The organism is Streptomyces sp. NPDC055254, from assembly GCF_053606025.1.
The window spans coordinates 12711-30407 of sequence record NZ_JBSGQV010000046.1; the positions used below are offsets into that span (position 1 = coordinate 12711).

The 17697-nt window shown below is 71.2% G+C and carries 19 protein-coding genes; 13 read left to right on the forward strand and 6 right to left on the reverse strand.

Annotated elements, in window-relative coordinates:
- Window positions 1-159: 159 nt before the first annotated feature.
- Window positions 160-1638, reverse strand: a complete 1479-nt coding sequence (locus tag ACWFQ8_RS29460; protein WP_453789327.1) for an NDP-hexose 2,3-dehydratase family protein — start codon at window positions 1636-1638, stop codon at window positions 160-162.
- 905 nt (window positions 1639-2543) lie between these two features.
- Here ACWFQ8_RS29460 and ACWFQ8_RS29465 point away from each other — a divergent pair.
- Entirely contained in the window at window positions 2544-4604 is a 2061-nt protein-coding gene (locus tag ACWFQ8_RS29465) for a BTAD domain-containing putative transcriptional regulator (RefSeq protein ID WP_453789365.1), read from the forward strand.
- Window positions 4605-4650: 46 nt separating this feature from the next.
- On the opposite strand, the gene ACWFQ8_RS29470 is transcribed toward ACWFQ8_RS29465, so the two are convergent.
- Complete coding sequence (locus ACWFQ8_RS29470; RefSeq protein WP_453789328.1) at window positions 4651-5187, reverse strand: NUDIX hydrolase family protein; 537 nt, start codon at window positions 5185-5187, stop codon at window positions 4651-4653.
- Between the two features lie 654 nt (window positions 5188-5841).
- On the opposite strand from ACWFQ8_RS29470, the gene ACWFQ8_RS29475 reads away from it, so the two are divergent.
- The 3 genes from ACWFQ8_RS29475 (at window position 5842) to ACWFQ8_RS29485 (ending at window position 9031) form a co-directional block, all read left to right on the forward strand.
- A complete protein-coding gene (locus ACWFQ8_RS29475; protein WP_453789329.1) occupies window positions 5842-8085 on the forward strand; it encodes a S8 family serine peptidase in 2244 nt (747 codons plus the stop codon).
- Between the two features lie 141 nt (window positions 8086-8226).
- A complete protein-coding gene (locus ACWFQ8_RS29480; protein ID WP_453789330.1) occupies window positions 8227-8667 on the forward strand; it encodes an SPW repeat domain-containing protein in 441 nt (146 codons plus the stop codon).
- Between the two features lie 175 nt (window positions 8668-8842).
- Window positions 8843-9031, forward strand: coding sequence for a DUF6381 family protein (locus tag ACWFQ8_RS29485; RefSeq protein WP_453789331.1), 189 nt, complete (start codon window positions 8843-8845; stop codon window positions 9029-9031).
- Between the two features lie 90 nt (window positions 9032-9121).
- Here ACWFQ8_RS29485 and ACWFQ8_RS29490 read toward each other — a convergent pair whose 3' ends face one another.
- On the reverse strand, window positions 9122-9727 hold the full coding sequence (locus ACWFQ8_RS29490) for a hypothetical protein (RefSeq protein WP_453789332.1): 606 nt from the start codon (window positions 9725-9727) through the stop codon (window positions 9122-9124).
- Between the two features lie 381 nt (window positions 9728-10108).
- On the opposite strand from ACWFQ8_RS29490, the gene ACWFQ8_RS29495 reads away from it, so the two are divergent.
- The 3 genes from ACWFQ8_RS29495 (at window position 10109) to ACWFQ8_RS29505 (ending at window position 12164) form a co-directional block, all read left to right on the forward strand.
- Window positions 10109-10780, forward strand: a complete 672-nt coding sequence (locus ACWFQ8_RS29495; RefSeq protein WP_453789333.1) for a class I SAM-dependent methyltransferase — start codon at window positions 10109-10111, stop codon at window positions 10778-10780.
- A 123-nt stretch (window positions 10781-10903) separates the two neighbouring features.
- Window positions 10904-11128, forward strand: a complete 225-nt coding sequence (locus ACWFQ8_RS29500) for a hypothetical protein (protein WP_453789334.1) — start codon at window positions 10904-10906, stop codon at window positions 11126-11128.
- A gap of 181 nt (window positions 11129-11309) precedes the next feature.
- A complete protein-coding gene (locus tag ACWFQ8_RS29505) occupies window positions 11310-12164 on the forward strand; it encodes an alpha/beta fold hydrolase (protein ID WP_453789335.1) in 855 nt (284 codons plus the stop codon).
- Window positions 12165-12188: 24 nt separating this feature from the next.
- Here the strand turns inward: ACWFQ8_RS29505 and ACWFQ8_RS29510 are convergent, their stop codons facing one another.
- Window positions 12189-12869 carry a hypothetical protein gene (locus ACWFQ8_RS29510; RefSeq protein WP_453789336.1) on the reverse strand — a complete coding sequence of 227 codons (681 nt, stop codon included), beginning with the start codon at window positions 12867-12869 and terminating at the stop codon, window positions 12189-12191.
- A complete protein-coding gene (locus ACWFQ8_RS29515; protein ID WP_453789337.1) occupies window positions 12860-13504 on the reverse strand; it encodes an RNA polymerase sigma factor in 645 nt (214 codons plus the stop codon). Before ACWFQ8_RS29515 ends, ACWFQ8_RS29510 begins: the two co-directional genes overlap by 10 nt.
- Window positions 13505-13655: 151 nt before the next feature.
- Here ACWFQ8_RS29515 and ACWFQ8_RS29520 point away from each other — a divergent pair, with 151 nt between their 5' ends.
- The 6 genes from ACWFQ8_RS29520 to ACWFQ8_RS29545 all read left to right on the forward strand — a co-directional run bounded on the left by ACWFQ8_RS29520 (window position 13656) and on the right by ACWFQ8_RS29545 (window position 16411).
- Window positions 13656-14135 carry an Asp23/Gls24 family envelope stress response protein gene (locus tag ACWFQ8_RS29520; protein ID WP_453789338.1) on the forward strand — a complete coding sequence of 160 codons (480 nt, stop codon included), beginning with the start codon at window positions 13656-13658 and terminating at the stop codon, window positions 14133-14135.
- Between the two features lie 63 nt (window positions 14136-14198).
- The gene (locus ACWFQ8_RS29525) at window positions 14199-14378 is read left to right on the forward strand and encodes a hypothetical protein (protein WP_453789339.1); all 180 of its coding nucleotides are present in this window, start codon (window positions 14199-14201) and stop codon (window positions 14376-14378) included.
- 83 nt (window positions 14379-14461) lie between these two features.
- Window positions 14462-14779 carry an Asp23/Gls24 family envelope stress response protein gene (locus ACWFQ8_RS29530; RefSeq protein WP_453789340.1) on the forward strand — a complete coding sequence of 106 codons (318 nt, stop codon included), beginning with the start codon at window positions 14462-14464 and terminating at the stop codon, window positions 14777-14779.
- A 33-nt stretch (window positions 14780-14812) separates the two neighbouring features.
- On the forward strand, window positions 14813-15460 hold the full coding sequence (locus ACWFQ8_RS29535; protein WP_453789341.1) for a DUF6286 domain-containing protein: 648 nt from the start codon (window positions 14813-14815) through the stop codon (window positions 15458-15460).
- A 48-nt stretch (window positions 15461-15508) separates the two neighbouring features.
- Window positions 15509-16111, forward strand: coding sequence for an alkaline shock response membrane anchor protein AmaP (locus ACWFQ8_RS29540; RefSeq protein ID WP_453789342.1), 603 nt, complete (start codon window positions 15509-15511; stop codon window positions 16109-16111).
- A 126-nt stretch (window positions 16112-16237) separates the two neighbouring features.
- The gene (locus tag ACWFQ8_RS29545; protein WP_453789343.1) at window positions 16238-16411 is read left to right on the forward strand and encodes a CsbD family protein; all 174 of its coding nucleotides are present in this window, start codon (window positions 16238-16240) and stop codon (window positions 16409-16411) included.
- A 107-nt stretch (window positions 16412-16518) separates the two neighbouring features.
- Here the strand turns inward: ACWFQ8_RS29545 and ACWFQ8_RS29550 are convergent, their stop codons facing one another.
- Window positions 16519-17694 (reverse strand): SRPBCC family protein, encoded by a 1176-nt coding sequence (locus ACWFQ8_RS29550; RefSeq protein WP_453789344.1) that lies wholly within the window; start codon window positions 17692-17694, stop codon window positions 16519-16521.
- Window positions 17695-17697 lie beyond the last annotated feature (3 nt).

The following is a 17697-nucleotide window of genomic DNA, read 5'->3' on the forward strand; positions in this document are numbered from 1 at the left end:
GCGAGGGCTTCGTCATCGTCCGCCCGAGCGAGGTCACCGAGGCGACCGCCGCGCACTGAGGGGGTCGCGGCGGGGGGGGGGGGGGCGCGCGGCCCGCCCCGCCCCCCCCGGCCCCCCCCCACCACTCGTCCGTGTCCGGCTCCTCACCGGCTCACCGGCTCACCGTCCCGGCGTCCCCCCGGGCGGCGATGCCAGCAGGCTGTGCAGGCAGGCCACCAGACTGCGCGCCTGCACGTTGAGGTAGTGGCTGTGGCGGAGGAGGGTGCTCAGCTGGTTCAGGGTCAGCCAGCGGTGGTCCCGGTCCTCCATGGGGCCGGCCTCCCCGTCGGCTTCGACGATGAGGTAGCGGTTCAGGGCATGGTGGAAACGACCCCCCTCCTCGGACAGCAGGCAGGAGAACCTGACGCGCTCCGGCGGGGCGGACAGCACGGCGTCGACGAAGCGGGGCCGGGCCGTGCCGGGCGGAACGCTCTCGGGGGTGAACTGGACGGTGGGGGAGAGCTCGACCCCGTCCAGGTAGCCGGGCTCGACGCTGGCGCGCAGCAGGACGTGGAGCACGCCGTCGATCTCCTTGACCAGCACGGCGATCACCCCGGTTCCGTGCGGCTCCAGCATGGGCTGGGACCAGCCGCCGACCTCGCGCGTGCCGGCCGAGACGTTCACCCCGATCACGGAGAAGAAGCGGCCGCTGGCATGGGAGATCCGCTCCGGTGAGCTGTGCCAGTCGCGCAGTTCCTTGAGCGGCACCGGGCGGGTGGTGAGGTCGCCCTGGGCGCGGTGCTCCGTGATCCAGCTCTGGAGCTCGTCGATGCTGTGGACGCCGGCCGTGTCCCCGGCGCACGAGCGGGCCAAGGCCTCCCGGAAGGGGTCGCCGCTGTCCATGAGGCGGTCGAGACCGCCGCCTGACAGGGGCAGACAGGACAGGGTGGTGCGCGTGTCCATGTTGACGACGTCCTCGACCGCCAGCAGCCGGTAGATCTCGCCGAGCGTCAGCCAGCGGAAGTCCTCCTGGACGGCGACGTCCTCGGTGACCTCTATGACGATGTTCCGGTTGCGTTTGCGGAAGAACCACGCGCCCTGTTCCGATTGCAGGACGTCGGCGATGACATGGTGCCGGGTCCTGTCCTGGAAGTACTGCAAGTAGGGCACCGCGCGCCCCTTGTGCAGCCGCAGGTAGTTGCTGCGGGTGGCCTGCACGGTGGGGGAGAGCTGCAGGTGGTTCCTGTTCCCCGGTTCGACCTTGGCCTGCATGAGGAAGTGCAGCACTCCGTCGAATTCCCTGGCCAGCAGGCCGAGGACGCCGACCTCCGGCTGGTGGATGATCGGCTGCTGCCAGTGGGGCACCGGACCGGAAGGGAAGCGGACGTCCAGCCCGTCGATGGCGAAGAAGCCGCCGCTGCTGTGCCGCAGCGCCCCCGTGCGGGGGTCCCGGTCCCAGTTCCGCAGGTCGTCGAGGTCCACCCGGTCGACCCGCAGGTCGGACCGTTGGCGGGCGTCGGCGAACCACGAGGCGAACGAGCCCGGTTGGCGGACCCTGCCCCCCTCCGCGAGGGCCGACCTCGCGAGCCGGTCCTGGAGGGTGCGCAGGGCGGTCGGGGAGGGGAGCGGAGACGGGGGCGGAGGGGCGATTCGATTCACCAGGGATTCCTTTGCGCCGGAAGGACAGGGCCGTGCTGCGTACTCAGCGGTCTTCCGCGTCCGCGGCGCCGAGAAGGGTGCCCGTACCGGTCTGCCTCGGATGCTCCGGTGCTGGTGGCCTTCGGCGGCGCGCACGGCCCAGTACAGTGCGGCCTGCCAGCAGGAACCTCGAATCTCCCTGAACTACCGTGTACGTCAGCGGCGTTGACGACACGCGCCGTGGCGGCGCCGATTGCCTCGGTGCACGCACCGCTGGGGCCGCGGTGGGCGCTGTGTGGCGGAATACATGCCATCCGCATGGAACTTGGAGATGCGTTCGATCGTTCTTCGAGAGTGGGATCCGATGGTTGCCTACATGACGCCCCCCACGCGCAGGTGCTCCGTCGTGCGCGGTCACAGTCATGCGACGGCGGAGCACGAAGTGACGGGACCGCACGCCTGGTCCGACCGAGGCGGCGGTCCGGAGAACGCACCGGCCGCCGCGGTCGAGCCAGGATCGTGCCGAGCTCAAGCGGGAGCCGGAGCGCCTGCGTGCGAGGCCGCGCCGCAGCGGACGGACGCCCTCCGCGGACTCTCCCGCGCTTCCCCCGCGGCTGTTTCGGGCCAATGTTCCTGCCCGCCGGGCGACCCCGCGCGCGCTCGCCGAGGGCGGTCACGGATGCCGGACGGGTGCCCGGCGAGGGCGGTTGTGGCACGTGCTTCGCAGCCGCGTACGGCAGGGCCGAGCCCGCTTCGGACGGGGGTCGTGACGGGGACATATGGCCTTGTCTACTCGTAACGGAAGAGTTAACGTAGTGCAAAATTTCGGGAGAAGTCGCTCCGTGACCTGACCCGGCTCGGCGGCGCCAGAATCTCTTGCAAAGACGCAGCATCGTTGAACGGGGGACGTTGACATGGACTTCCGGATGCTTGGCCCATTGGAAATTCTCGATGGTGTACGTAATGTCGTACCCACCGCACCCAAGCCTCGCCAGGTGATTGCTCTTCTGCTCATGCGAAGAAATACTCTGGTGCAAACCTCGGAGCTGATCGACGAACTGTGGGAGAGCGATCCTCCCGCGAGTGCGATGACCACGCTGCAGACGTACATCTACAAACTCCGGAAGATCCTGACGGCGCGCCGTGCGGAGGACATCCTCTTCACCCGGCCCGGGGGATACACCCTCACCGTTCCCGACCAGTGTGTCGACCTCCACCGATTCGAAGCGGAAGCCGACACGGGCAAGTCGCTGCTGAAGAACGGGGACCCGGCCGGGGCGGCCGAGGCGCTCCGCCGGTCCCTGGCGCTCTGGCGGGGCTCCGCTCTGGTCGACGTCGTACCGGGTGCCCTGCTGTCCTCCTACGTGACGCGCCTGGAGGAGTCCCGGGAGCGCACGCTCGACCTGCGGATCGAGGCCGATCTCCAACTGGGCCGCCACCAGGAGCTGATCAGCGAGCTGAAATCGCTCGTGCTCAGTCGCCCGCTGCACGAGAACGTGCACGCCTCGCTGATGATCGCGCTCCACCGCTCCGGGCGGCGCCACGAGGCACTGGAGGTCTACCAGGTGCTGCGGCGCAGCATGATCGACAACCTCGGTCTCGAACCGGGCAAGGAACTCCGCGCGCTCCACCAGGCGCTGCTGTCGGAGGCCGCGGTGGGTGCGCCGTACGAGAGCCACCGGCAGCCCGTGCTGATCGAGCACCGGCGGACCGCGGCCACACCCCCCGAGGCCCGGGAGCTGTCGGCGCCTGCGGCGACGACCGCGGCTCCTGTGCCGCGCCCCGCCGCCTCCAGCATTCCCGTTCCGGCGCAACTCCCGCCGGACATAGCCGACTTCACCGGTCGGGAGTCCATCGTCGACCAGGCCGCCACCGTCCTGGCCGGGGGCGGCGACGGCGCCCGGCCCCGCACCGCCACCGCCGTCGCGGTCATCAGCGGCATGCCCGGAGTGGGGAAGAGCGCGCTCGCGGTGCACATGGCCCGCACCATCCGGTCGTTCTTCGAGGACGGCCAGCTCTACGCGGATCTGCGCGGCTCCCTCGGCACGGGCCCGGACCCGGCGGAAGTGCTCCACGGATTCCTTCGTGCCCTCCAGGTCGCCGAGTCCGAGATCCCCGCCGACCTGGAGGAGCGGTCCAAGCTGTTCCGGTCCACCACGGTCGGCCGGCGGCTGCTGATCCTGCTGGACGACGTGTCCTCGCTGGCCGACGTCCGCTCACTGCTTCCCGGCGATCCGCAGTGCTCCGTCATCATCACCAGCCGCAGGCGCCTGCACGGCCTCGGGGGCGCCTGGAACATCAACCTCGACGCCATGGACACCGCGGAAGGCAGGGAACTGCTCTCGCGCATCATCGGATCCGCCCGGGTCAAGCGGGAGGGACACGCCGCCGACCAGCTGATGGAGACGGTCGGCGGTCTTCCCCTGGCCGTCCGGTGCATCGGGGGGCGCCTCGGCGGCAGTCCTGGGCTCTCGTTATCGGGCTTAGCCCTGCAACTGACGTGTTCCGAAAAGCTGCTGGACGAGCTCCGACTCGGCGAACTCGACGTACGGTCCCGGTACGACCTCAGCTACGAAGGTCTCGGACGCGTGGAGCAGAGCGTCTTCCGGCTGCTGAGCATCCTCCCGCCGGAACGGTTCACCGCCGAGTCCGTCGTCGAACTCCTCGGCAGCGACAGCCGGAGCGTGGAACGCCTGCTCCGGCTGTTCGTCGACAGCCACCTGATCAACATCGTCGAGTGGGAGGACGACGGGGCCCACTACGCTTTCCCCGAGCTGACCCGCGTGTACGCCCGCGAGCGGCTGCTGGACACCCTCTCGCGCGAGGGGCCGGCACACGACGGGGGACGGACGCCGCCCGGCGAGTCGCTGATCTCCGGCGAGGCGGCGGCCGACCGCCCGGCACGGCGTGCGGAGCGGAGCAGGAGCGAGGCTTCCGGCCAGACGACGCATCCGCCGCCCGCCTGGACGGACCGCCAGCGGTGCTGAGCCGGCGCCTTGCCCGGTCGGGCGCGGAGGAGCGCCTGAGACAGCGTCAGTAGACGTGCCCCGTGTGGGCGAGCGCCTGCTTCAACAACACTCCTTGCCCGCCCGGCATCTCACTCTGCAGGGCCGGGGAGGCCGCCTCCTGCGGACTGAACCAGACCAGGTCCAGCGCGTCCTGCCGGGGGCGGCAGTCACCGGCCACCGGCACGATGTAGGACAGGGACACCGCGTGCTGGCGCGGATCGTGGTACGAGGTGACGCCCGCCGTGGGGAAGTACTCGGCGACCGTGAAGGGTTGGAGGGACGGGGGAACGCGGGGCAGGGCCACGGGCCCGAGGTCCTTCTCCAGGTGGCGCAGCAGCGCGTCACGGACCCGCTCGTGGTGCAGGACGCGGCCGGACACCAGGGCGCGGCTGACCGTTCCGTCCGGACCGATGCGCAGCAGCAGGCCGACGCTGGTGACCTCGCCGCTGTCGTCCACGCGTACGGGGACGGCTTCGACGTACAGGATGGGCATGCGCGCCCTGGCCGTTTCCAGTTCGTCCGTGGTCAGCCAGCCGGGTGTGGTCTCGGTCGTGTCAGACATTGATTGATCATACTTTCCGGGGGCCGCCGGGAACAGGATGTGCGACCGGTTCTGATGCGGCGTTTTGTTCGGGCCGGGCGCAGGGGCCGGGCGCTCCTCCACGGCCCTGGCGCGGCGGCCCCCGCGAACCGCGGACGACGGGCTTCGCCGAACGCAACGATGCACGAACGAGGCAAGATGCCCGGCCCGGTGTGCGACCCGAAGCTGGGGTCCCAGTTCGCACGTGAGGAGCATGACCATGGACCTGCGTGAAGGACTGCCGGGCGGCCTGCCGCACGACAACCCCTACTGGCAGCGACGCCACCACGAGCACGCCACCCGGGAGGCCGCCGCCACCACGCGCACGGGAGCGGGCGCCCTGGCCGCCGGCGACACCGCAACCCCGATGACGCCGCCCCGGCCCGCCCGGTGCTCCGGGCAGCGGCCCGGGCGGGTGCCGGGCGGGTTGCTGAATCGATACCTCGGGCGCCGCGCGCTCGAATCACCGGCTGGGGGCGTGTCCTTCCACCCCTCGTCACTCTCCGCAGTTAGCTTGGGGCTCGGACGTCCGGTGCCCGGGGCAGCCGCGACGTCCTCCGCGTGGATCCGCGCTCGTTCCGCTTCACCCAGCTTCCCTGCTCGGGCGCTCGAACGCGCCCAGGAAACGGAATCGCCATGCGGGTCATCGCATACTTCATGCACGAGGGCGAGGAACAGGCCGCGCTGAGCATGCTCGGCAACGCCACCCACACCGAGAGCTATGTCATCGGAGACATCGCCGAGCACGACATTCCCGCGCTGGAGAGCGCCGGACTCACGATCGACCGACTGGACGACCTGCGCGGCGCCGAAACGTCCGCCATGGCCCGCGGGCGGGTGACCGGCAGATCCGCCTTCCCCGAAGGCAACGGTGACGCGGCAGCCCTGACCGTCGCAGCGGGCGATCGCGCCTCGTGGATCGTCCAGCTCGGCGAACCGCTCGTCGAGCGGTACCGGGAGGAGATCCACGCCACCGGCGTCGAACTCCAGCGCGCCGTCCCGGTCAACGCCTACATCGCGGCCGCCACCCAGTCCCAGGCCGGCCGACTCGCCGACCTCGACTTCGTGGTCTCCGTCGACCGCTACGGTCCCCAGGTGGCGGGCCCCGTCCGGCTCCGCGCGGGCCGAGCCCCCGCCCCGCCCACCGCGGGCGAACCGCGGACGGACACCGACGGCCGCATCTGGGACCTGCGGCTGGCGGACGCGGCCTCCCGCGAGCCGGTCATGGCATGGCTGGAGGACCACGAGGACGCGTCCGGCCTGCGCCTCATCGCCTCCGCCGCACACCGCATCCGGCTGCGGATCCCCGAGGGCTCGCCGCTGGAGACGGAGATCCCCCAACTCCCCGACGTCCTCGACATGGTCGAGTACGTCCCGCCGAAACTCTGCAACGACCTCGCCGTCCGCCTGCTGGGCATCGTTCCCGACGGAGCGGACAGCAGCGGCGTGCCGTTCACCGGCAAGGGGCAGATCGTCGCGGTCGCCGACACCGGCCTCGACGAGGCGCACCCCGATTTTCTGGGCCGCATGGTCGAGGTCGTCCCACTCGGCCGCCCCGGCGTCAGCGACGATCCGAGCGGGCACGGCACCCACGTCGCCGGGTCCGTGCTGGGAGACGGCTCCGCCTCCCAGGGCCAGATCCGCGGCGCCGCTCCCGAAGCGAAGCTCTACTTCCAGTCGATCATGGATGCGGCAGGGAACCTCGGGGGCCTGCCCCTCTCCCTCGCCGACCTGTTCGAGCCCGCCTACCAGGCCGGCGCCCGCATCCACAGCAACAGCTGGGGCGCCGCCACCGAATCCGCGTACACCATCGACTCCGACGACGTCGACTCGTACGTCCACCAACGGCGCGACATGCTCGTCATCATCGCCGCGGGCAACGAGGGAACCGCCGGCGTACGCCTGAACTCACCCAAGGGATTCGTCGACTGGGCGTCGATCGGCTCCCCCGCGTCCTGCAAGAACGCCCTCACCGTAGGAGCCGCCCGCAGCGACCGCATCAGCGGCGGCTTCTCCCAGGCCACCTACAACAGCGTGTGGCCGGGCGACTACCCCGATCCGCCCATCGGCGCCGAACGCGTGTCCGGCGACCCGGAGTCACTCGCCGCCTTCAGCAGCCGCGGCCCCTGCGACGACTTCCGGATCAAGCCGGACGTCGTGGCCCCCGGCACCGACATCCTCTCCGCCCGGTCCTCCCTCGCCCCCTCGAACCACTTCTGGGGACGCCCGCACCAGAACCCCCGGTACGCCTACATGGGCGGGACCAGCATGGCCACCCCGCTCGTCGCGGGCTGCGCCGCACTAGTACGCCAGTACTACGTCGAGCAGCGCAGCGCCGAGCCCAGCGGAGCCCTCGTCAAGGCCACCCTGATCAACGGCGCCCGCAGGCTCTCCGGGCCCGACTCGACGGCCGCCGACCCGCACTACCACCAGGGCTTCGGCGCCATCCACATGCCGACCACCCTTCCCCACGACGGGGCGGCGGACTTCGCGCTCGAATTCGTCGACACGTGGCAGAAGCCGGCCAAGCAGTTCCGGCGCACCGGGGAGCGCAAGCGCTTCAACGTGACCGCGGGACCAGCCGCGCCCTTCCGGCTCTGCCTCGCGTACACGGACCTGCCCGGCCGTGGTCTCCAGAACGACATCAGCGTGATCGTGCAGGCCCCCGACGGCACCAAGCACGCCGGCAACACGGGACTGCCCAACCGGCTGCTCAGGAGCGACTGCACCAACAACGTCGAGATCGTCCGCATCGACTCACCGCCCGCCGGTACCTACCTCGTCCAGGTCTTCGCCCGCAACCTGCTGGCCGGACCGCAGGACTTCGCCCTCGTCGTCACCGGCGACCTGAACGGCCCGATCGCGCAACTTACCGGCTGACCGGCTGACCGGCCGACCCCGCCCCCACGGGCGGCGACCCGGACAGATGGTGCGCCCCCCGCGGCACCATCTGTCCGAACCGGCTGTTGGCCGGCGGGGTTTTCCTGCGGCTACCGGGTAGGCGACGGCCAGGAGGATGCTATGGCTATCTACCACTCGCACCACACCGCGGTGCCCCCGGCCCAGGCGCATGCCTTCCGGCAGGGCATACACGACCAGATCCTCGGGATCGTCATGTTCGCCGCCGCCGCCGCCCTGTGGGTCTTCCCGATGGCCACCCATGACGGCGCGAAGGACGCGCAGGTCAACGAGGCGATCGTCGGGGGCGTGCTGATGTTCGTCGTCGGTCTGCGGCTGTACCGGGGCAGCAGCTGGCGCTCCGATGTGATCGTCCTGGTGGCGGGTCTGTGGATGATCGCCGCGCCGTTCGTCCTGGGACTGCAGGACGCGGCTGTCGACAGCGGCAGTCAGGTTCTCGACATCGCCGTCGGCTCCGTACTCGTGGCGACCTCGCTGATCTCGCTGCTGATCCTGCGCGCCGACCGCCGAGCGGGAGAGACCAAGGCGGTGCGCCGCACCTGACCCGTGCGGTACGCCCCACGCCCGGGCGGTGAGCGATCACCGCCCGGGAGCGGTCGCCGCCGCCCTCGCAAGGGCCGGCGTCACCCGTCGGCGGGAGGACGGCCGGCGGTTCGGTGGCGCGGGCGTCTTGCCGCTGTTTGTCTGATGGAAACCGCCCCCGACCCGAGGATGCACGATGAGCGTCGAGAACGAGCCGAGCAAGCGAGCCCAGGAGATGCGCGACAAGGCCCAAGAGCTGGAGATGGCGGCCCAGCACGCCGCCGACCCGGCGGAGCGGCAGCGGCTCACGGAGAAGGCCCTGCGGATCCGCGAGAAGAGCGAGCAGGAGAACGGGCCGGGCAGCGGCACCATGGACCCCATGTAGGCCGGCGGAGCCCCGCGTGACGGGCGGGCGTACGCCCGCCCTCGCCGACGTACGACCGGGGCCGGGGCAGCGGACGCCCCGGGCGCCCGGTCACCCGTACAGGCTCCAGCGGCCGAAGCGCGCCATGATCCGCCGGGCGGCCTCCTTGTCCAGTCCCAACGAGACGGCGGCCTGCTCGGGGCTCACGTCGTGGCGGGCGCTGCGGGCGGCCCAATAGCCCACCCGCTCGGCGGTGACCTCCATCCGGCGGGCGGCGCGCACGGCCGCTACGGGGGAGGTCTTGGCCAGCTTGCCCACCTCTTCCTCCAGCCGCTCCAGCAGAGCGGTCACCACCTCGGGCAGCGGGACGGTCGCGGCCTCGACCTGAGCGGTGTGCGCGTCCCAGTCCCGTTCGCAGGCGCCTGCTTCGGCCGCCCCGCCCTCCGCCAGCTTCCCCGTGCCGATCGCCTTCCAGTCCAGCCGGTGCCGGGGGCCCGTCCAGCCGCAGGAGCACAGCGCGCGCAGCGCTGCCGCTCGCGGCACGTGCGCTCCGCGGCCGTCGTAGACGCACCACTGGGACACCGCGCGGCCGCCCGATCCCGAACCCGATTCGAGGTAGACCGGCCCGGGGGCGGCGCCGTCGTCGAGGAGGACGCCGACCGTGCCCTCGTGCGAGGTGCCGAACTCCTCCGTGCTCCACGTCTCCCGCTCGTCCACTGCACCCCTCCGGCTTCCCGCCCCGTCCATGCCGGCGGACCCCACTCCGGTCCACCGGGTACGACGATGCCCCAACCGGGGCGGCAGGAACGCCCGAATGGACGAACGGGTCGGCCGCGATGCCCGACGGCGCGGCGGCGTCCAGCGCGGAATCACCCAGCCCGGGGTCCAGGTTCCGAGGCCGTCGTGGCCGCCCCCCGGCGGCGAGGTGGTCGCGGAGGGGAGCCGGTCCCGGGTCGGGGGCGTGCTGGGCGGCCTGTTCGGCCCGCGGACGGCCATCGGGCCGGCCGGCGTACTCCTGCTGGCGACCCCGCTGTTGCTCCCCACCGCGCGGCAGCTCCTCCCTCCGAGCCGGAGGAGCACGGGTGTTAGCTTCTTCTCGTGTTGGAGCACCAGGACGAGACCCGCGCGGCCTACGACGGGATCGTCGAGCTGTACGCCTCGCTCTTCGCCGATCGGCTGGAGACGCGGCCGTTCGCGCGGGCCATGCTCGCCACCTTCGCCGAGCTGGTGCGCGGGACGGGGAACCCGCGGGCGGCCGACGTCGGGTGCGGGCCCGGGCATCTGACGGCCATGCTGCACGACCTGGGGCTGGATGCCTTCGGGCTCGACCTCTCCCCGGCCATGGTCGACCACGCCCGGCGGGCCCACCCCGCGCTGTCGTTCGAGGAGGCGCGGATGGAGGCCCTGCCGGTGGAGGACGGCGCGCTCGGCGGTGTGCTGGCCCACTACTCGATGATCCACACCCCGCCTGCGGAACTGCCCGCGCTGCTCGCCGAGCAGGCGCGTGTCCTGGCCCCGGGAGGCCTGCTCCTGGTCTCGTTCTTCGCGACCGACGGCTCGGAGCCGGTCCGCTTCGACCACAAGGTGACGCCCGCCTACAGCTGGCCGGCGGACCGGTTCGCCGAGTCGCTGGCCGCGGCCGGGCTCGTCCCCTTCGCCCGGCTGCTCCACGACCCGGCCTCCGAGCGCGGCTTCCTCGACGCCCATCTGCTGTCCCGCCTCCCCGCAAGTCCTCCGTCGGTAGGCGGCGGCGAGGCGGTGCGGCAGTGACCGCCGGTGCGGGACGGTGCGACCCCGCCCCCCACCGTCCCGGCGGCGGTCCGGCGGGCCGGGCATGCCCCCGGAAGCCGCGTTCGGCATGCTGGACGGCCCGCGCGGCCTCAGGCTGGATGCATGGCGGACCAGACGGAGATCGTTGTCCATCCCGTGTCACCGAGGGGCGGCCGCAAGGTGACGGTGCACGCGCTGGGCGTGGACGCCGACCTCGGCCGCGCCGATTCCCCGGCCGACGTCTCGCGGGCCCTGCGGCGGGCCGGCCTGGAGGACGTGGACCTGTCCGAGGAGGGCCCCGTCCGCTGGGAGGGCGGCGGCCCGGAGGTATGGACCGCCGACATCTGACACCGGCGGCAGGGCCCCTGGCGCGGCTGGGCCGCGTCCACCGCATGATCGGGCGGGCGCCGTGGCGTGCGCGCCGCTCGTCGACCGCCACCCCCGCGTCGAGCAGGTCCCGGTACGGGCTGTCCCGACCGTACGGATCATTGAGGTGGTGCGCCGCAGGACGTCAGAAAGCGAGTAAAAGATGCAACCGACCTTCGTACTGGTCCACGGAGCCTTCGCCAACTCCTTCTCCTTCGCACCACTTCAGGCCGAACTCGGCCTCCTCGGACACCGCTCGGTCGCCGTCGACCTGCCCGGCCACGGCTTCGGGGCGACCTACACGCGCGCCTATCAGACGCCGCAGGATCCCGAAGCGCTCGCCACGGCGCCCGGCTCGATCAAGGGCGCCACGCTCGCCGACAATGCCGCGCACCTGATCGGGATCCTCGAACGGGCCAAGCAGCACGGGCCGGTGATCCTCGTCTCCCACAGCCGCGGCGGCATCACGGCTACCGCCGCGGCCAACGCACGGCCGGACCTGGTCGACCGTATCGTCTACGTCTCGGCCTGGTGCCCTGTCGATCTCGACGTCAACGACTACTACGCCGAGCCGGAGATGGCCACCGTCGACGCCGCTGCCCTGGGCCTGGCGCTGGCCGGGAACCCGGCCGAACTCGGTCTGCTCCGCGTCAACTTCCGCACCGCGGATCCGGACGCCCTGGCGGCCTTCAAGGCTGCCTTCCTCGCCGACGGCACCGACGAGGAGTTCCTGACATTCCTGAACACCTTCCAGCCCGACGAGAACCTGGACGTCGGCAGCTCCGCCGACCGGGCACAGGCAGGGACCTGGGGCATGATCCCGAAGACCTACATCCGCCTGACCGGCGACACGAGCCTGCCACTCGCCATGCAGGACCGGCTGATCCGGGAGGGAGACGCGCTGACGCCGGAGAACCCGTACGACGTCCGCACCCTCGCGGGCAGTCACCTGAAGTGGTTGGTCGATCCGGCACCAGCGGCTCGCGTCCTGGGTGAACTCGCGGCACTGGAGGGATAGCCGTCGGCGGGGGAGATGGTCAGGTCATCGTTCGCCCAGTGCGGACCGCTCGCGGCCCGGCGTGCGGGCGGGCTCCAGTACGGCGTTGACTTCCACGTCAACTGTGGTGACCGCGAGACCGAGTACGTGCTCGGCCGCGTGCAGTACGGCTTGCCGCACTGCTTCGGCGCGCTCGCGCAGCGGTGTGTCCAGCTTGGCCGCGACCGAGATGGCGACGGCGTGGACGGCGCGGTTGCCGGTCGACGGGGTCAGGCGGCAGCTGGCCGTGCGGGCACCGGGGACGGTATCGGCGGCCCGGCGCAGTACTTTGGCCGCGGCCGCGCGCTCGGCGGGGCGCGGGTCGTGGTCGGGGCCGGTCACCCCCAGCAGGGTGCTCAGCCGTACCTCGGCGCGGACCGCGCCGATGATGCGGTTGGCGAGACCGTGGCTGTCGGGCCCTACCTCGGCGCGCAGAGCACGGGTGGCCCGGTCCAGGGCCGTCGCCCCTTCGATGGCTCCGCGGCAACAGGGACAGCGGATACTGTGCGGATCAGCCGTTCCGGCAGGGGCGCGGGCCTGCTCCCAGGCACGGCCGAGGGGGCGTCCGCAGGGCAGGAACTTCGCGCCCGCGAGCACATCGGCGTCCCGGCGCGGAGGTGCTCCGGCACTCGCGCACACGCTTTCGGGCTGGTCGCCGGAGGCCGGATGCGTGTCGTCTAGCGCCATGGGCGCATCGCCTCCATCAGAATGCGTCGTGCGCGGAACAGCCTGCCGCGTACCGTTTGCTCGCTGCTGCCCACCACGTGGGCGATCTCCTGGTAGTGCAGGCCGTGCAGTTCCCGAAGGACCCAGCACACGCGAAGCTCCGGGCGCAGTTCCAGGAGCGCGCGCACCAGGGCGGCCGTGGCCGCGTCCGTCTCGGCCACTCGGGCCGGTGAGCTGCCCGTGTCCGCGGCTGCGGGCTCCGAAACGGTGTCCAGCGGAAGCGGGTGGGGCGGGCTGCGCAGAACGTTGAGGCAGCGGTTCGTCACTATGCGGTACATCCACGTGCCGAACGAGGCGCCGTGCCGGAAGTCCGGCAGCTGCCTCCAGGCGCTGAGGAAGGCTTCTTGCACCGCGTCCTCGGCATCCGCACGGTTCCCGAGCAGATGCTGGGCGAGGGCGAGCAAGCGGCCGCTGTGGCGGCGTACGAGGACGGCGAAGGCCTCCTCGTCGCCCGCGCACGCCCATACCGCCAGCACCCTGTCGTCCAGGTCGCCGGAAGAATTCCGATCGGCCGCAGTGCCGACCGCCGTCACCGGGTCCGGCCGCAGGGGTAGTCCCGTGCCGGGCGGGGGAGAGGGGCTGGTCCGGTTGCGCATCCGCCGCTCGCTTCCTGCCGCAGAATCGCGGCCCGCGTATGCCCTTCTCGATGGTACGGCGGTGAGCGCGATGAGGATTGTCCGTGCCGTGTGTCCAAAGCATGAGGGTGCCGCACCGGCGCGCCCGGATCGACATCATGGGGAGGTCCTCATGTCGGACATCATCAATCCCGCCGCGGGCGGGAAGGCGCCAGGCTCCGGGGGCAAGGCCCTCACGGGTCAGGCCGGAGCCGGGGCCGCGCCCGAGACGCGGGGTCGCACGACCATCGCCGACAGCGTGGTCGAGAAGATCGTGGGAATGGCGACCCGTGAGGTGCCGGGCATCCACAGCCTCGGCTCGGGCATGGCCCGCACGCTCGGGGCGGTCACGGACAAGGTCCCCGGCGGCCGTGCCAGCGTGTCCCGCGGCGTGAAGGTCGAGGTGGGCGAGCGGCAGGCCGCCGTCGATCTCGACGTGGTCGTGGAGTACGGCGTGGCGATCGTCGACATCGCCGCCGACGTCCGCACCAGCGTCATCACGGCGGTGGAGCGCATGACCGGTCTTGAGGTCGTCGAAGTGAACATCACCGTCGATGACGTCCACCTGCCCGACGAGGAGGACGACGAGGAAACAGAGGGCCGCGTGCAGTGACCCCCGGACCCGGTGGTTCGCCGGGCGGACAAGGACGAACGACGCGAAAATCAGGTGAGTGAGATGAGCGCAGCAACCGTGGGCCTGCTCGCGGGCATGGCCTTGGGCTTCGCCGCCTTCTTCGGAGGGTTCTGGGCGTTCCTGCTCGTGGCCTTCCTGGGCCTCGTGGGCCTCATTGTCGGCCGCATGCTCCAGGGTGACCTCGAAGTGTCCGACTTCACCCGTTCCCGGGATCGGAAGTGACCGCGCGGCCCGGCGGTGCCACGCCCGGGGCACCGGCGCCCGTCCCGGCAGCGGTCCTACCACCGGCCGAGCGCGGCGCCACGGTGATCCCGGAAAAGGTGGTGGCCCGCATCGCGGCCCGCGCCGCGAAGGAGGCGCTGGCCGAACACTCGGGCACCCCGGCTCCGTACGTGAAACCGGCCGCTGCACATGCCTCGGCGAGCATCGGCAGCGGCTCGGCGCGGCTGGGACTCACGGTGGACCTGCCGTACCCGACCGACCTCGCCGCGGTCTCCCGCCAGGTGCAGCACTACGTGAGCGAGCGAGTGGCCCATTTGACGGGGATGCGCGTCACCGAGGTCAGCCTCGCCATCGAACACCTGGTGCCGGCCGGGGGCCTGGAACACCGGCGCGTGCAGTGACCGGAGCGATTCCCACCGGGAAGGAGAGCCGGCATGGAACGCGACCATGACCCCGCGGCCGGGACGAAGCAACCCCCCGCGACCGACGAGGTCACCTCCCGCACGGTAGAGCAGCTGGCCAAGCGGTCCCCACCCGACGGCCGGCGGACTCCCCGTCCGTGGTCCGCGCGCCGGATACCCGCCGCGCTCACGGCCCTGCTCATCGGCGCCGCAGCAGGGACCCTCTTGTTCGAGATCGTCAGAGTCCGCACCGGCCGGACCGCCGCCGCCTGGCGCACGCGCCTCGCCGACGAGCTGGCCACCCGCCCACTGGACGACACGTGGATACGGGTGGGCGCCGCCGTCATGGCCGCGCTCGGCCTCTGGCTGGTCATCCTGGCCCTCACCCCCGGTCTGCGCCGCAAGCTGCCCCTGGAGACCCCCGATGCCCAGACGCACGCCGTGCTGGACCGCGACGCCGCCGAGCTTCTGCTGCGCGACGCCGCCATGAGGGTCCCCGGAGTGGGCGCCGCCAAGGTCCGGGTCGCGCAGAAGCGCGTCTCGGCGCGCGCGGACGTGCGCTTCCGCGCCCCCGGCGACGTCAAGGCCGACCTCGTGGCCGCTCTGCGTGCGGAGCTCGACCGGCTCGCCCTCGCACGTCCTCCTCACCTCGCCGTCCGGGTACGCCCGCGGCGCAAGTAGCCGCACGCAATCGTGCCCGCCGCCGGGCGAGAGACAGGAATGAGACCCATGCAGAGGAAATCCGCAATCAACCGAGTCCTGCTCGCCCTCGTGGGCGTCGTCCTGCTCGGCACCGGCCTGCTGATCCTGACCGGCAGCCTCGACCTGTATCGGAGCTGGCGGATGACACCGCCGGACGGCTGGCCCCTCACCGCTCCCCAGGAGGTCCTGCTCGACGATGCGGGCCGTACGCGCTGGGTGGACGAGGGATGGTGGTGGCCCACGGTCATCGCCTTCCTGGCCGTCGTCGTCCTGCTCGCCCTGTGGTGGCTGCTGGCGCAACTGCGCCGCACGCATCCCGGTACCCTGCCCGTCGGAGGAGACCCCGCCGTGGACGGAGTCGAACTGCGCGAGCGTGCCCTCAGCGACGCTCTGGCAGCCGACGCCGCGAACCTGCCCGGCGTGCACCGAGCCCGCGCGCGGATGACCGGTTCGTCCCGCCACCCCGCAGCAGACCTCGACCTCACCCTCGCTCCCGACACCGCGCCCGGTCCCGTACTGCGGGCGCTGTGCGACGGACCGCTGGAACACGCCCGCCAGTCCACCGGCCGAACCCTCGCTGCCCGGGCGCGGCTGCGGGTATCCGCGCACAAAGCCCACCGCGCCCAGTAGAGCGTCCCTGCCGACGCCCGGCCCCGAACCCCAGCAAGCTGTCCGATCATTCGCTTATGCGGCTTGTCTGGGGGTAGGGGCCGGTTGATCCATGGACCGCGCCGAGTGGTGTGGGAGGTGACAGATATGGCGGCCGGCAAGAAGGTCAAGAACGTAGTGAAGAAGACCAAGGGAAAGATGAAGGAGACCACCGGTCAGGCTGTCGGCAATGAGAGCCTGGAGGCGAAGGGGGCCCGCGAGCAGATGGCGGGCGATGCGAAGCAGACCATGCAGAAGGCCAAGGACACGCTCAAGCATTGACCTCGTCCGGAGCCCCGTCCCCGGGCCTTCACGGAAGAAATGGACAAGGGCCGACATCTCACTGTCGGCCCTTGTCGACGACCACTCCGGGGGTGGCCTGCCCGTGGTTATCGGCCTCGCCGTCGCGGACGCCGGCTCGATTCCTCCTCCTCTTCTTCCTCGTCCTCCTCCTGCTCTTCGGGGGCTTCGTCGGAAGCTTCCTCGTCCTCGTCCTCGTCCTCGTATTCGTCCTCCGGGGCCTCGTCGTCGTCCTCGTCTTCGTCCTCGTACTCGTCCTCGGGCGCCTCTTCGTCCTCGTAGTCCTCCTCGCCCGTGTCGTCGGCGTCCCCTTCGTCCTCCCCTTCGTCCTCCTCAGGCTGTCCGCCCTCCTCCTCGGGGGCTTCCTCGTCTTCGTCCTCGCCCTCGTATGCGCCTTCTTCCTCTTCCTCGTCCGTGTCCTCCTGGTCCGCTTCGTCTTCTTCCTCCAGTGCCTCTTCGTGGGTGCGGACCACTTCGCCGTCACGGATCTCGCCGCGCCAGCCTTCCGCCTCATCCGTCGTGAGCGAGACGTGCCGAAGGAAGTGCTTGAGGTCCAGGCGCAGGCGTCGGCCCTGAGCACGCCACAGGTTGCCGGTCTTCTCGAAGAGCCCGGAGGGGTAGTACTCGACCACCGCGATGATGCGGGTCAGTGTCGGCGTGACCTCATGGAAGCTGACGCAGCCGCGTGTGGTGCCCTTGGGGCCTTCGGAGGTCCACACGATCCGCTCGTCCGGTACCTGTTCCTGCACGGTGGCCTTCCAACCGCGCGTCGAGGGCCCGACCTTGACCTTCCAGTCGCTCGTGGTGTCATCGTTGCGGGAGACGTCGCGTACGCCCTTTGCGAAGCCGCTGAAGTCCTCGTACTGGGTCCAGTGGTTGTACACGGTGCGCAGCGGCAGTCCGACATCGAGGAACTCGATGATGTTGACGACTTTGCCTCCGCTTTTACGGCCCTTCTTGCCCTTGCCGAACATCTTGGAGGCAGCGCCGGTCACCTTGTCCTTGAGCCCGCTCAGGCCCTGGCCCATCATCGCCTTCATGGGGGAGTCGCCCTGCATCATCCGCCCCCCGATACCGGCGATGTCGGACAGTTTTCCGTTGCCTTCCGCCACGTCCTGGAGCTGACCTGTCACATCCCCGAGCTTGTCCGAAGCCTTGTCCATGAGCTGCCCGGCCTGGGCTCCCAGGAACGAGGTCGCCTCTTCGAGCAACTGGTCCAGGCCGGACTTGGGCTCTTGCGCGCTGGTGCGGTCCGACGGTGCCATGAC

Coding starts and splice junctions, on each gene's coding strand:
- ACWFQ8_RS29475 (WP_453789329.1), top strand. CDS start 5,842: ATGCGGGTCATCGCATACTTCATGCACGAGGGCGAGGAACAGGCCGCG.
- ACWFQ8_RS29510 (WP_453789336.1), bottom strand. CDS start 12,869: ATGGCGCTAGACGACACGCATCCGGCCTCCGGCGACCAGCCCGAAAGC.
- ACWFQ8_RS29525 (WP_453789339.1), top strand. CDS start 14,199: ATGAGCGCAGCAACCGTGGGCCTGCTCGCGGGCATGGCCTTGGGCTTC.
- ACWFQ8_RS29505 (WP_453789335.1), top strand. CDS start 11,310: ATGCAACCGACCTTCGTACTGGTCCACGGAGCCTTCGCCAACTCCTTC.
- ACWFQ8_RS29470 (WP_453789328.1), bottom strand. CDS start 5,187: ATGTCTGACACGACCGAGACCACACCCGGCTGGCTGACCACGGACGAA.
- ACWFQ8_RS29485 (WP_453789331.1), top strand. CDS start 8,843: ATGAGCGTCGAGAACGAGCCGAGCAAGCGAGCCCAGGAGATGCGCGAC.
- ACWFQ8_RS29515 (WP_453789337.1), bottom strand. CDS start 13,504: ATGCGCAACCGGACCAGCCCCTCTCCCCCGCCCGGCACGGGACTACCC.
- ACWFQ8_RS29520 (WP_453789338.1), top strand. CDS start 13,656: ATGTCGGACATCATCAATCCCGCCGCGGGCGGGAAGGCGCCAGGCTCC.
- ACWFQ8_RS29480 (WP_453789330.1), top strand. CDS start 8,227: ATGGCTATCTACCACTCGCACCACACCGCGGTGCCCCCGGCCCAGGCG.
- ACWFQ8_RS29550 (WP_453789344.1), bottom strand. CDS start 17,694: ATGGCACCGTCGGACCGCACCAGCGCGCAAGAGCCCAAGTCCGGCCTG.
- ACWFQ8_RS29500 (WP_453789334.1), top strand. CDS start 10,904: ATGGCGGACCAGACGGAGATCGTTGTCCATCCCGTGTCACCGAGGGGC.
- ACWFQ8_RS29540 (WP_453789342.1), top strand. CDS start 15,509: ATGCAGAGGAAATCCGCAATCAACCGAGTCCTGCTCGCCCTCGTGGGC.
- ACWFQ8_RS29465 (WP_453789365.1), top strand. CDS start 2,544: ATGCTTGGCCCATTGGAAATTCTCGATGGTGTACGTAATGTCGTACCC.
- ACWFQ8_RS29535 (WP_453789341.1), top strand. CDS start 14,813: ATGGAACGCGACCATGACCCCGCGGCCGGGACGAAGCAACCCCCCGCG.
- ACWFQ8_RS29545 (WP_453789343.1), top strand. CDS start 16,238: ATGGCGGCCGGCAAGAAGGTCAAGAACGTAGTGAAGAAGACCAAGGGA.